The sequence below is a fragment of the Marinobacterium sp. BA1 genome (assembly GCF_041155135.1).
Taxonomy (GTDB): Bacteria; Pseudomonadota; Gammaproteobacteria; order Pseudomonadales; family Balneatricaceae; genus Marinobacterium; species Marinobacterium iners.
Genome location: NZ_BAAFHC010000001.1, coordinates 536,689 through 548,919 on the forward strand (window position 1 = coordinate 536,689; position 12,231 = coordinate 548,919).

Annotated in this window: 14 protein-coding genes; 10 read left to right on the forward strand and 4 right to left on the reverse strand. The window is 57.0% G+C overall.

The window, feature by feature from the left end; genetic code table 11:
• The first annotated feature begins 3 nt into the window (after window positions 1–3).
• From ACAM29_RS02665 to ACAM29_RS02685, 5 genes are all read left to right on the forward strand, one after another.
• Entirely contained in the window at window positions 4–432 is a 429-nt protein-coding gene (locus tag ACAM29_RS02665; protein WP_369623127.1) for a hypothetical protein, read from the forward strand.
• Between the two features lie 7 nt (window positions 433–439).
• A complete protein-coding gene (locus ACAM29_RS02670) occupies window positions 440–2,263 on the forward strand; it encodes a hypothetical protein (protein ID WP_369623128.1) in 1,824 nt (607 codons plus the stop codon).
• A 4-nt stretch (window positions 2,264–2,267) separates the two neighbouring features.
• On the forward strand, window positions 2,268–3,302 hold the full coding sequence (locus tag ACAM29_RS02675; protein WP_369623129.1) for a hypothetical protein: 1,035 nt from the start codon (window positions 2,268–2,270) through the stop codon (window positions 3,300–3,302).
• A 12-nt stretch (window positions 3,303–3,314) separates the two neighbouring features.
• A complete protein-coding gene (locus tag ACAM29_RS02680) occupies window positions 3,315–4,001 on the forward strand; it encodes a hypothetical protein (RefSeq protein WP_369623130.1) in 687 nt (228 codons plus the stop codon).
• A 567-nt stretch (window positions 4,002–4,568) separates the two neighbouring features.
• On the forward strand, window positions 4,569–5,093 hold the full coding sequence (locus tag ACAM29_RS02685; protein WP_369623131.1) for a hypothetical protein: 525 nt from the start codon (window positions 4,569–4,571) through the stop codon (window positions 5,091–5,093).
• Here the strand turns inward: ACAM29_RS02685 and ACAM29_RS02690 are convergent.
• Window positions 5,075–5,257, reverse strand: a complete 183-nt coding sequence (locus ACAM29_RS02690) for a carbon storage regulator (protein WP_369623132.1) — start codon at window positions 5,255–5,257, stop codon at window positions 5,075–5,077. The two genes, ACAM29_RS02685 and ACAM29_RS02690, sit on opposite strands and share 19 nt — an antisense overlap.
• Before the next feature lie 144 nt (window positions 5,258–5,401).
• Here ACAM29_RS02690 and ACAM29_RS02695 point away from each other — a divergent pair, with 144 nt between their 5' ends.
• The gene (locus ACAM29_RS02695) at window positions 5,402–5,710 is read left to right on the forward strand and encodes a hypothetical protein (RefSeq protein WP_369623133.1); all 309 of its coding nucleotides are present in this window, start codon (window positions 5,402–5,404) and stop codon (window positions 5,708–5,710) included.
• 233 nt (window positions 5,711–5,943) lie between these two features.
• Here the strand turns inward: ACAM29_RS02695 and trpB are convergent, their stop codons facing one another.
• Window positions 5,944–7,146 carry a tryptophan synthase subunit beta gene (trpB, locus tag ACAM29_RS02700; RefSeq protein ID WP_369623134.1) on the reverse strand — a complete coding sequence of 401 codons (1,203 nt, stop codon included), beginning with the start codon at window positions 7,144–7,146 and terminating at the stop codon, window positions 5,944–5,946.
• 108 nt (window positions 7,147–7,254) lie between these two features.
• Entirely contained in the window at window positions 7,255–7,494 is a 240-nt protein-coding gene (locus ACAM29_RS02705; RefSeq protein ID WP_369623135.1) for a hypothetical protein, read from the reverse strand.
• 117 nt (window positions 7,495–7,611) lie between these two features.
• On the opposite strand from ACAM29_RS02705, the gene pdxB reads away from it, so the two are divergent.
• The 3 genes from pdxB to ACAM29_RS02720 are packed head-to-tail and all read left to right on the forward strand — an operon-like array spanning window position 7,612 to window position 10,621.
• The gene (pdxB, locus tag ACAM29_RS02710) at window positions 7,612–8,790 is read left to right on the forward strand and encodes a 4-phosphoerythronate dehydrogenase PdxB (RefSeq protein ID WP_369623136.1); all 1,179 of its coding nucleotides are present in this window, start codon (window positions 7,612–7,614) and stop codon (window positions 8,788–8,790) included.
• Window positions 8,787–9,503, forward strand: a complete 717-nt coding sequence (locus ACAM29_RS02715) for a flagellar brake protein (protein WP_354405853.1) — start codon at window positions 8,787–8,789, stop codon at window positions 9,501–9,503. The genes pdxB and ACAM29_RS02715 overlap by 4 nt, the downstream gene beginning before the upstream one ends.
• Window positions 9,500–10,621: an ATP-NAD kinase family protein gene (locus ACAM29_RS02720; protein ID WP_369623137.1), complete on the forward strand. Its 1,122-nt coding sequence runs from the start codon at window positions 9,500–9,502 to the stop codon at window positions 10,619–10,621. The genes ACAM29_RS02715 and ACAM29_RS02720 overlap by 4 nt, the downstream gene beginning before the upstream one ends.
• Before the next feature lie 64 nt (window positions 10,622–10,685).
• Here ACAM29_RS02720 and htpX read toward each other — a convergent pair whose 3' ends face one another.
• On the reverse strand, window positions 10,686–11,576 hold the full coding sequence (htpX, locus tag ACAM29_RS02725; RefSeq protein WP_206834720.1) for a protease HtpX: 891 nt from the start codon (window positions 11,574–11,576) through the stop codon (window positions 10,686–10,688).
• 175 nt (window positions 11,577–11,751) lie between these two features.
• Here htpX and ACAM29_RS02730 point away from each other — a divergent pair, with 175 nt between their 5' ends.
• Window positions 11,752–12,228, forward strand: a complete 477-nt coding sequence (locus ACAM29_RS02730) for a hypothetical protein (protein WP_354405857.1) — start codon at window positions 11,752–11,754, stop codon at window positions 12,226–12,228.
• Window positions 12,229–12,231 lie beyond the last annotated feature (3 nt).

Consider the following 12,231-nt stretch of genomic DNA (forward strand, 5'->3'; position numbering starts at 1 on the left):
ACCATGACCTGGAAACTCTACAACGACGCAGCCGGCACACAGGTGTTCAGCGGCACAATGCCCTTTGTCACCACCAGTGACAACCCCGGCGTGCCGCAAGATGCGGTGCTGTACTACATCGAAAAAGAGCTAGACCCTGTCGACAACGGCGCATACCGCATGGTCGCAGCCGACGGCGGCAACATCCTGTTGTTTCCCAGCGACCTGAACCCCGGCACCGGCCACGAAGTGGCCGAAATCAAACTCGCCACCAGTGCGGCAGGGCTTGATTTCGCCACTGCCGGTGCACCGCTCAGCCTCGGGCCGCAGCTCTACTCCGGTGTATCCAATGCCGTTGCGGTGCATGTCCGTGTCACCACCAGCATCACAACCCCCGGCGTCAGCATCGAACTCGGCTTCGACAAAAACGAAACCCACATCCTCGCAGCGTGAGACATTCATGGCCATTGGTAGCAGAATCCCCGGCAGCGCCCCAATCGCGGGGCGGCTCGGCATACTCGACCCTGCCCGTCGCCTGGCTACCGTTCGGCAGGATGTGCGTTTTCGCCAGATCGACCCCGCCCGGCGCCTGTGCACCTTCGAGCAAACCAGCGTCATGGTCGACCCTGCTCGGCGCCTGTGCACATTTCGGCAGCAGGTCATTGCCGCCGGCACCCAGCCGTATGACCCGGGCAACCGGCCTCCGGCCGCATACGTCATCATCAACGGCGTAGACGTCAGCAGCCGCACCGCGCTCGACACCGTTACCGTCACCCACAACGAAGACCAGAACAGCACCGCGCAAGTATTCGTGTTTTTCCCCCATAGGGAAGAGATCTTCGTGCCGTCATTCCACGGCAAGTCGATCACAATCATGACCCACCAAAACCGGATGGACCCAGCCAGCCCGCTGATCACCCTGTTCACCGGCACAATCGAACGCGCCCGCCACGAACACAAACGCCGGGGCATTGCGTTCAGCTGTTCCGATCTTCGTGACGAACGCCTGGGCCGCGAATCGCAGCAGCAACTGCGGCAAATGACCGGCGCGGTATTCACCAGCGTAACCCAAAAAGACGACGCCACCGGCCGTGATTACGTGCGCGAACTCATGCGCACCGCCGCGGGCTCACTTGGTTATACCCGCGATGGCGACCTGCGCTACTACAGCTGGGGCACCACCGGCAAACCGGTGGATTTTGTCGTAACCAGTGCCGAGGTGTCCTACAACGACCTGAGCACCGAGTTTCAGACTCGATCCGAGGTGCGCAACTCGGTCACGATCACAGTGCAGTACCGCTACAACCTGCTGCGCAGCGTATCGACCACAGTCGATGCCTACAAAATGCGCATGCTCCGGATCGGCGGCTACAGTGCCACCACCCCCGAATACGATGGCCGTGCATTCGACCGCGACCAGCTGATGCAAAAAATGGAGTCATTCGGGCAGTGGGAGCTGATCAGCCACGAGTTTTACCCGCTAGAGCAGTTCACAAGCTACAACTACGACGGCAACCGCCAGCCGGTACTTGACACCCTGTGGGGGCCGTACGGCAAAAAGAAATACGCCCAGGGCATCACCGCCACACTCCTGCGCCGCGTAGCTCAACCGGTGCGCGAAGAGTACACCATAAAACTGACTGCACCGCAGAGCATCGACGCCTACGGCGAAGAGGTCGAGGGTAGTAGCCACAGCTACGCCATCGACACCGAGTTTGACCGCAAGCTGTGGGAAGAGGACTACAAAGAAGCGAACAAACGCGACCCCGATACATCCCGCGCAACGGTACAGGCGCAGGCGGATAACAAACGCCCCGAACTGCAGCAGGCATTCAACGCGGCATACCTGATCGGCAAAAAAGAACTCGTCGCCAGCCACCGCAAAAACTACTGCAGCTGGGTACGGCACGACATCGAACCGCGCAACCTCGGCGATATCGTGCAGCTCAACCACCGCATCGTACAAACCACCGGCCAGCTGGTCGGGCTGGAATACCGAATCGCCGATGGCGTTCGCCAGACCAGCTACCGCGTAGCTGTCAGCTACATGGACACCAGCATACAGCCCCCGGCAGAAGACTGGGCACCGCCGGACCGACCCGCAGCGCTACCCGCAGACGTGTCGATCGACAGCACCGCCGAATACGACACCGAAGAGGGTGCGTTTCAGCTCGAAATCGGCGACATCAGCGAGCAGTACACGGACGAAATCGAACAGGATCAGACCGACCTGACATACACCGTGCCCCTGGAAATTGACGGCATCACACTGATCAACGGATAGATATATGTCTACAGCACAAAAAACACTGATCGAAGCTGTTCAGCGCATCGCACTCAACCCCGAAGCCCTGGCCTCACGCCTGGGCGAACTGCAAAAACGCGGCGTCATAGACGGCATCAAAACCACCCTCGGCGGGTACAACGAACTGCAAGATGATTGCTGTACTGAAGGCGACGGCACGCCGAAAACGCCCGACGAGAATGAGCCCATCGACGAAGATGCCCCGGCCGAAGTGCCGGAAGTAGGTGACGAGGATGGCGACGGCGAGACCGACTGGTTCAACTGCGAGACAGAAGAGCCGATTACGTTTACCCCGGGCGGGTTTCCGAGGCCGGAGACGTGTAAAGAGTGTACCGAGGTGCCGGATGACACGTGGCAAGCTGGCTTTTACTGGACTGGTGTAAGCCCAGTTCCTAGCGGGCAGTACGCATCGCCTGCACAAATATGTGCGGTTGTGCCTCAGCAGTATCCAGTGGGGCAGGATCAGGACGGAGATATTCTTGGTAGCATAACGCAATGCGGGACGTTCATAAATTTGGGACAAGTGTCGGCAACGTATCGTAACGCCGAAAGTGGTGCACAAGTCACGTATTTGGTGGGCACCCGCCAAGGCTGCGGCAACGACCCTGAAAACTGGCCGTCATCGTTTTGCGCCCTGACAGAGCCACCGATGATCGACGACTGCTCAGACTGGGAGTCTGACAACACAACAAGCTACACCCTCGCAAACGGCTGCATAGTCGCGTCAACGTGCGACCCAGACGCATCCCCAGCCGCGCAGGCGTGCAACGAGTGCATCACGATCTGTAACGCCGAAGGTCAGGAGCGCCGTGTGTGTGCCATCGGCAACGGCCAGTGGATCCTGTACGACCCCAGCGGCCAGTTTAAAGGCGGTCGATATGATGCAACCGGTAAACGGCTGGAGATACTCGACAAGGGCGAGACCGGCGGCTATCTGCCGAGCGAGCAGGTACCAGAAGACAGCGGCGGCTATGACGGCGGCACGATCGGCGGCGGCGATGGCTGGGTCTGGAGTTAATAAGGGGTAGTCATGACACGTAAATATCTAAACAACTACAGCACACGGCTCACAGCCCCGCTGACAGATACCGGCACAGTTATCACTGTCGGTACACCTCCTCCAGCGCTCGCGCCGGGGGATTATTGCCGTTTGCAGCTTGCGCGGTATGAAGTGGTAAACGGTCGCGTCACGCTGGTCAGATCCGAGTTTGTCGATGTGACAGACGTGGTAGGTAATGATCTGACCGTGCGCCGCTATGACGCTGGTAACCCTGTTTGGGGCGCTGATGTCAGCACGCCGCAAGCGTGGATAGTGGGCGATCTGGTACAGCTGGCCGAGACCGCGCAGACGTTTGCTGACATCCCTGACGTGTCGAGCCTGTTGCCCACGTCCGGCGGCGTGCTTCTCGATGCTGAACTGAAAAACTACCACGAAACCGAGTACACCATCCCGGCCGCAGCCGGTGCAGTGACAGTCAACCGCACCAAAGGCGGCATACAGCATTTCGCGCCCACTGGGGATGTAACCCTGACATGGAGTTTGCCAGCCGGCGCAAAACAGCAGCTGTATGTCACACCCAGCACGCATGTGATTACATGGGGCGGAGACCACTGGATGACAGATGTTGTCGACACGACAGGCAAGGCTCTCGTGCATGTGATCGCCGAAAATGTGGGCGGTGACGTGCTGCTGTGGGATGGAGGATCACGCACATGATGGGGGCTGATGCGGTGCGGTGTATGCGGCGAAGCGCTGGCGGGGCATCTGGTGGTCATACATGGTGGCGTATCAATATAACCAGCTCAGACGACGACCACGATAACTACCGCGCGTCAGTTGGCGAGCTTGAGTTTCGAGAATCAGTCGGAGGCCCGTCAACGACAAATGGCGGCATCCCTTATCAGTCAGCGGGTTTAAATCCTGAGCGAGCGTTTAATGGGGAGCCGTCTCTATATTGGTCAGCTGGTCCATTTGATCAGCTGCCAATCGCTTTGGGTTATCACCACGTAGCGCCTGTCGAGATTGTGGAAGTTGCAATTCAGGCAGGTACGACAAGCACTCAGGCGGCACGAACTCCTACGGGATTCACGGTGGATTATTCTGATGACGGAATAAGCTGGGCAACCATTCTTACTGTAACAGGCGAGCCACCTTGGGCACCGTATGAGATTAGAACGTACACGATAAGTGAAGAGTAAAAGAAGAGTAAAAGGGGACAGACCCCTTTTAACTACCAAGAAAAAGGGGTCAGAGTAAAATTAACATCTCAACACGGGACGCATTATGAACCGATATAAACACACCGAGACCGGCGAAATCAAAAGCCACCGGGAATGGCAGAATAAGCTAGAAACCAGCTTCCATGCCGACAGGCCTCCTCCCGTGCTGGAGCTGTACCAGCCGCCTGCACCTCAGTCCTACGTGCCCGACTTGGCGACAGTCAAACAACAGGCACAGGCTGAACTGGTCCATATCTTCGAACAGAAGGCCGAAGCAATCGCGGGGAAATACCCGTGGTTCGAGCGCGACACTTGGCAAGATCAAGAAGCTGAAGCGCTGGCGTATCTGGCTGATCCCAGTGCCCCGACTCCTAATCTCACTGGCATTACTCAATGGCGAGACATCACAATCGACGAGCTCGCCCATCGCGTCATCGCAAACGCAGCTGCATGGAGAGCCGTAGCCCCAGACCTGTGCGGCCAGCGCCAAGCCGCGTCTGATCAGATCAACGCTGCGACAACAGTCGAACAAGTGCAGCAGATCATGGAGTCGCTGCGCAACCCGCCGGATCAGTCAGCAGCGGCGTGATCGTCCAGCAGCTCAGCTCTCATAATATCGACATTCTCGGGTGACACGATCGTCACTTTAGCTTTCCCGGCTCGGCAATGATGCACCGTTACGATAATGTCGTGATCCAGAATTAAAGACTCGCCATCTTTGCGGGAAAAAGTGAGAGTGGTAGTACGCGTCATGTGCACCTCCTGTGCGTGTGTATCCAACGGGCAGGGTACCTGATCGGTGAGGTTAGCAAAACTGTCTCAATCCAGTATCATGATAGAAGGTGAGCGCACAGCGCAGGATGTACACCGCCTCAAGGACCCAACGGAGCGAAACGAATGAAAAGGACACTCACCGCAGTCGCCCTGACTGCGCTCATGCTAACCCCCGCCGCTCAGGCAAGCGATATCCGTGTCGATAACGGGCGCGACATCATCCGCGCAGGCGACCCAGCATCAAAACTCAGCCGATACCTCGGCCGCCCCAACTATTCAGATGTAGCCAAAGTCTGCACCAAGCCCTCGCGCAGCGAATGCCGCGACAGCAACAGCCGCTGGGGGCGCATTTATCAGTATTACTATGATGATCTGAACTACCAGATCGAAGTATACGACGGCAAAATCACCCGTATAAGCTGGACGCGGTAACCCGCCTGCTCAGGATCAGCAGCCGCTCGGCGCAGCTGCTGATTCTCCTCTCGCGTCAATCTCACACCCAATCCCTATGTGCTTGAAAACCACCTTCCTGATCCTGGCAGATCCCGTGCGATGTACGTGCGAAAAGTGCGAAACTTTTAGCAGGTGTTCAGAAAGAGATAGAAAAGCGTGCCGTCCATAACATGCTGAATTTGCTGTCCTATCTCTTTCTATATGTTTCTGAATTACAGTCCTAGCTTGATTGATACGTAATCCGCGTCTTTGTCGCCACGGCCTGACAGGTTCACCAGAATGCACTGTTCCGGGCTTAGCTCTGGGGCCTTGCGCATCGCCCAGGCAACGGCATGTGAGCTTTCCAGTGCAGGAATGATCCCCTCCACACGGGACAGGGTCATGAAAGCATCCAGGCATTCGTCATCGGTGGCGGTTTCATACTGTACCCGACCCAGATCCTTCAGATAGCTGTGCTGTGGGCCGACCCCCGGGTAGTCCAGGCCCGAGGCGATGGAGTGTACCGGCATCGGTGTGCCATCTTCCTGCTCCAGCACATAGCAGCGCATACCATGGATTTCACTGGGCTTGCCCAGAGTCATGGTGGCGGAGTGCTTGTCGGTATCCAGGCCAAAGCCAGCGGGTTCTACACCGACCAGGTTGACGTTTTCGTCTTCCAGGAAGGCGGTGAACATGCCGATGGCGTTGGAACCACCGCCGACGCACGCCGTGACATAATCGGGCAAACGGCCTTCACGTTGCTGGAACTGTTCACGCGCTTCCTTGCCGATGATGCTCTGGAAATCACGCACCATTTTCGGGAAGGGGTGAGGGCCTACCACTGAACCGATGGCATAAATGAAGTTGTCAGGGTCTTTAAGATATTCTTCAAAGGCGCTGTCGACAGCGTCTTTCAAGGTGGCAGTGCCGCGCGTCACAGGAATCAGTGTGCAGCCAAGAATTTTCATCTTGACCACGTTGGGATGTTCCTTTTCGATATCGACCTGACCCATGTGAATTTCGCAGGGGATGCCTACCAGTGCACAGGCGGTTGCCAGTGCAACACCGTGTTGGCCGGCACCGGTTTCGGCGATTACCTTGGTCTTGCCCATGTATTTGGCCAGCAGGGCTTCCCCTAGGCAGTGATTGATCTTGTGAGCACCGGTGTGGTTGAGGTCTTCGCGCTTGAGGAAGATGCGTGCTCCACCCAGTTTCTCGCTCAGGCGGCGGGCATAGAATACGGGGCTTGGACGTCCGACATAGTCGGTGAACAGATCGGCCAGTTCCTGCTGAAATTCGGGCTGGTGGCGGATCTCTTCATAGGCATGGTCAATCTCATCCATCACCTGCTTCAGCTCGGGCGGAATCAGCTGGCCACCGTATTCACCGAAGTAGCCGTTGGCGTCGGGCATCTGGGAAAACTCGAATCTGCTCATACTCTCTCCATGCGCTGAGGCATCTGGCTGCCATCAATCAGTCATATTGGTGCGGTCAGAGACTATAAAACGCAGGCGTGAGGGTGCCAAGGCTGAAGTGATAAAAACTCAACTGAAATCAAAGCCCAGTTGTTCTTCATGGGCGGCTGTACGGCGATAGCCTCGCTGACGTTGTTCACGGCTGATCTGGCGCAGCAACTGCAGCGCTGCCTGATAGGAGGGGGTCAGGGTCTGGTGATAGCACTTCGGCGTTAACCGGTTGCCCTCGCATTGGGTCACGACCCAATCGCCAGCCAGATCACGGTAGATCCGGACAACAAGAAAATCATGATTTTTCTGCCAGCGCACAACCAAGGAAGCGTTACCGTTCAATGACCCGAAGGGGGGATAGTCTTATAATGGGGCGCGTGATTGAGCCTGATTCACTGGCATTTGTAAAGCCCCCGGCCTGATAAGGATAGGAACTTGAAGACAGCTGAACTGACAATTGTGGCCGATGAGAACATGCCTGCGCTCGATTCCCTGTTTGGCGGCCTGGGCCGTCTTGTACGCCGCCCCGGCCGGGAGCTGTGTCGTGATGACCTGGTGGCTGCGGATATACTGTTGGTGCGTTCGGTGACGCAGGTGAATGAGGCGCTCCTCGCCGATACGCCGGTGCGCTTTGTGGGCACGGCCACCATCGGCACGGATCATGTTGATCTGCCCTGGCTTGAGCGGCAGGGTATTGGCTTCAGCAGTGCGCCGGGCTCCAACGCCGACTCGGTGGTGGAATATGTGCTCAGCAGTCTGTTGCATCTGGCCGGTGAGCGGGGATTCGATCTGTTTGACAAGGTGGTCGGCATTGTAGGGGTCGGTAATGTGGGTGGCCGGCTGCAGCAGCGGCTACAAACCATGGGTATCGAAGTGCTGTTGTGTGACCCGCCGAGGGTTGAGCAGGAAGGGGAAGCAGGATTTTTTGATCTTGCCACGCTGTTGCAACAGGCTGATATCGTCTCTCTGCATACGCCACTGATCAGGTCAGGGCCCTGGCCAAGCTGGCATCTGTTTAACGCTGAAACACTGGCGTTGCTGAAACCGGATGCGATTCTGCTCAATACCGGCCGTGGGTCGGTGATCGATAACCGAGCGTTGCTGGCGTTCAAGCGGCAGCGTCCTGACGTGACGCTTGTACTGGATGTGTGGGAACATGAACCTGAAGTTGATCCGCGGCTGGCGGCACTCTGTGCCGTAGCGACGCCGCATATTGCCGGCTATGCGCTGGATGGAAAGATACGGGGCAGCTGGATGCTCTATCGTGCGCTGTGTGAGTATCTTGGCCGGCCTGTGACTATTAAGCTGGAGAAGATATTGCCCGCCGCCGAGGTGGAATCCCTGGCGCTGTCACTGGATGCCGACCTGCTGACACCGGTGCGGTTGGTGTATGACCCCTTCCGGGATGATCGAGCCCTGCGCGCTACGTTGTCCCTGTCACCTGAACAGCAAGGTAAGGCATTCGATCAGCTGCGGCGCATGTATCCCGAACGCCGAGAATTCGCTACCCTGCGCGTTTCTGCCAGTGGAGTGCTTGAGCGTCAGCTGGACGCATTGGGCTTCACTATCGATAACCGCTTGGGACAACTGCAACAGACAACAGGTAACGCATGACCGATATGTCCGCCTTCTTGCCAGGCAAAACACTGAAAACGCTGGCTGAACTGAATCCGGTGATCGGTGAAAAGGTACGCTTGGAAGTGCGCTCACCACGTCAGCGTTTTACGGTGCAGCTGATTGGCCTGAAGGAAAATCAAAGCCTGTTGGTGACGGGCCCGAAGCCGTCCGGCTCGGGGCTGGTACATGCAGGAACCCGTTTTACCGCTCGGCTGATGAGTGGCAATTATCTGTGTACCTTCGAAACACGCCTGTTGCAAATCCAGTCGCAACCGTTTCACTACTGGCATCTGGCCTACCCGCAGCAGGTCGAATTGAAAAAGGTGCGCCAGCACACCCGTGTAGCAATGAATCTGACTGTCAGGATTGAAGCGGATGAGTTTGCGCTGCCCGGCTCAAGCCCGGCCATTACGGCCTGCTGCCGCGACCTAAGTCTGTCAGGTGCACGTATTGATGCTGCCCGTATTCTCGGTCAGCCCGGTGACTCGCTCTATGTTACCGCACGAGTCAGTGTGGCCGGTATGGATCATATGCTGTTACTGCCGGCGCGTATCTGCAACCAGTATCAGTCTGCCGCTGGACTGCTCAATGCCTTCAGTCATGGTATTGAGTTCATCGACCTTGAGGAGGAGACACGTCTGATTCTGGCGGGCTTTATTTACCAGCAGCAGTTACTGGATACCGGCTACCTGGAGGAGATGGAAAGATGAGCTTCAGGCTGGGATTGATCATTAACCCGTTGGCCGGTTTGGGTGGCAGTGTGGCGCTCAAGGGGAGTGATGATGTTGCTGCACGTGCGCTTGAGCTGGGAGCGGTCCCGCGTGCCATTGAGCGTACGCGTGTCGCGCTGATGGCTGTCCAGGGCATGGAGATTGAAATACTGACCTGGGACGGTGATATGGGGGCTGATCTGGCGCGTGAGCTGGGCTTTGTCACCCGGGTTATCGGTAAGCCACAGACCGATCCCAGCACCGCTGATGATACCTTGGCTGCGGCGCGAGCCCTGAAAGGGTCAGGTGCTGACCTTATCCTGTTTGCAGGAGGTGATGGGACTGCGCGTAATGTCTGCGAAGCGGTGGACGATACGATTCCGGTACTGGGTGTTCCGGCGGGAGTCAAGATTCACTCCGGTGTCTACGCGATTACACCTGCCGCCGCAGGAGAGTTGTTGGCCATGCTGGTGCGTGGTGAGCTGGTCAGCCTAGGTGGGCAGGAGGTGCGTGATCTTGATGAAGATGCCTTTCGTGCCGGGCGAGTACAGGCTCGCTTTTTTGGCGAAATGAACGTTCCGGTCGAGCACCGCTATCTGCAGCATGTTAAAAACGGCGGTGGTCAGGAAGATGAGCAGCTGGTGCTTGATGATATTGCCGCCGGCTTTATCGAGCAGATGGACGCGGACGTGAACTATCTGATCGGTTCCGGTACCACCGTGGCGGCCATCATGGATGCGCTTGGGATTGAGAATACCTTGCTGGGTGTCGACCTTGTGCGCAACGGCGAATTGATTGCGTCTGACTGTACTGCCCACGAGCTGGAGCGCTTAACGGCAGATCAATCAGTGCAGATCGTCATCACTCTGATAGGAGGGCAGGGGCACATCATCGGCCGTGGCAATCAGCAGCTTAGCCCTGAATTGCTCAGGCGTGCTGGTCGGGGCGGTCTCTATGTGGTGGCGACCAAAACCAAGCTGAATGCACTTGATGGGCGGCCGCTGATCGTTGACAGTGGTGATCCTGAGTTGGATGCTTCGCTGGCAGGGCTGATTCAGGTGCATACAGGCTATCGCGATGCTGTGCTTTACCCCGTTGCGAAACCGGTAAATCAGTAGTTATACGAACAACCTTCCCTGAAGCCGAAAAGGCGCCTGTCGAGGCGCCTTTTCGGTTATGTGTCTAGCGGCCGATCTGCTTCAGGTGAGCAATACGATCATCCAGCGGCGGGTGGCTGGCGAACAGAGCCATGAATCCCTGCTTCATGTGGCTGCTGATGCCAAAGGCGGTCAGCTGACCCTCCAGCTGATCAGGCATGCCGTACTCGGCCTTCAGACGCTGCAGTGCACCGATCATGGCATGGGGGCTGGCCAGCTGTGCGCCGGCTTCATCGGCACGGTATTCGCGGCGGCGAGAGAACCAGGCTACGATGGTGGAAGCAATAATGCCGAATATGATTTCGAACACGAATGTGGTGATGTAGAAGCCGATTCCAACTCCGCCACTCTGCTCGCCGCGGCGCAGGAAAGAGTCCACTGCATAGCCGGCAATACGAGCAAAAAACATGACGAAGGTATTCACGACGCCTTGAATCAGAGCCAGTGTCACCATGTCACCATTCGCAACATGACCGATTTCGTGAGCCAGCACGGCGCGGATCTCTTCCGGGCGAAAGCGCTGCATCAGACCTGCACTCACCGCAACCAGTGCATCATTTTTGTTCCAGCCGGTCGCAAAGGCGTTGGCCTGCTGTGCCGGGAAGATACCGACATCCGGCATTTTGATGCCCGCTTTCTGTGACAGCTCTGCAACGGTATCCAGCAGCCAGCGTTCCTGTTCGGTGCGGGGTTGCTCGATCAGCTGGGTGCGGGTGGACATCTTGGCCATCATTTTTGACAGCAGCAGTGAGATGATGGAGCCGGCAAAGCCGAACACGGCACAAAAGATCAGCAGTGAAGTCAGGTTAAGGCCTGTTCCACTGAGGTAGTGTTCAACCCCGAGCAGGTTCAGCGTGACGCTGGCAACCAGAATGACAGCCAGGTTCGTGGCCAGAAAGAGTGCAATTCTCATCATGGTGGTTAAATGTTCCTGAAGTTGGGTTAGCCCATTAGATGGGGGTGTTGTGCGTTAGTTTCAATCAGTGTGCTGAGCTGGACAAGAAAATTTTGCTTCCGCTTTGTCCCCCGAATCGCCACATAAATTGGTATCATGAGCTCCCGTTTGGAAGTTAAGCAGTTGGGAGCAGTGCGTGATCTGTATCGACCTTGAAGCCAGTGGCCTTGCCTCGGACTCCTATCCGATCGAGATTGCATGGGCCTGTGCCGAAACAGGTCGCAATGACAGCTTTCTGATTAACCCGGAATCTGTACCCGGCTGGACCTATTGGGATGAGTTTGCCGAAGAGCTGCATGGAATTGAGCCTGAGTTGCTTCAGCAGGACGGCATCGATGCGGACGAAGCCTGTCGGCGCCTAAATAAGGCACTTAAGGGTGAGGAAGTGATCAGTGATGCGTTTGATTATGATGGTTTCTGGTTACGTCGGTTATATCAAGCCGTTGGCATGCAGCCTTCGTTTCGGCTGGTAGGGCTTGATGCCGTGCTCAGTGGCGAGCAGCGCATCCAGTATCAGTTCATCGCCCGTACCCAGTTTCGCAGGCATCGGGCGATGCGTGATGTGGAGGATCTGATCAGCGCCATTCGCACGGTGCTGTATGAGTCCCCCTAGCGC

Bases quoted from the DNA above. Each gene is read 5' to 3' on its own strand.
- ACAM29_RS02665 (WP_369623127.1), top strand. From the start codon at position 4: ATGACCTGGAAACTCTACAACGACGCAGCCGGCACACAGGTGTTCAGC.
- ACAM29_RS02715 (WP_354405853.1), top strand. From the start codon at position 8,787: ATGACCGATATGTCCGCCTTCTTGCCAGGCAAAACACTGAAAACGCTG.
- ACAM29_RS02670 (WP_369623128.1), top strand. From the start codon at position 440: ATGGCCATTGGTAGCAGAATCCCCGGCAGCGCCCCAATCGCGGGGCGG.
- ACAM29_RS02690 (WP_369623132.1), bottom strand. From the start codon at position 5,257: ATGACGCGTACTACCACTCTCACTTTTTCCCGCAAAGATGGCGAGTCT.
- ACAM29_RS02680 (WP_369623130.1), top strand. From the start codon at position 3,315: ATGACACGTAAATATCTAAACAACTACAGCACACGGCTCACAGCCCCG.
- ACAM29_RS02685 (WP_369623131.1), top strand. From the start codon at position 4,569: ATGAACCGATATAAACACACCGAGACCGGCGAAATCAAAAGCCACCGG.
- ACAM29_RS02695 (WP_369623133.1), top strand. From the start codon at position 5,402: ATGAAAAGGACACTCACCGCAGTCGCCCTGACTGCGCTCATGCTAACC.
- htpX (WP_206834720.1), bottom strand. From the start codon at position 11,576: ATGATGAGAATTGCACTCTTTCTGGCCACGAACCTGGCTGTCATTCTG.
- ACAM29_RS02720 (WP_369623137.1), top strand. From the start codon at position 9,500: ATGAGCTTCAGGCTGGGATTGATCATTAACCCGTTGGCCGGTTTGGGT.
- trpB (WP_369623134.1), bottom strand. From the start codon at position 7,146: ATGAGCAGATTCGAGTTTTCCCAGATGCCCGACGCCAACGGCTACTTC.
- ACAM29_RS02675 (WP_369623129.1), top strand. From the start codon at position 2,268: ATGTCTACAGCACAAAAAACACTGATCGAAGCTGTTCAGCGCATCGCA.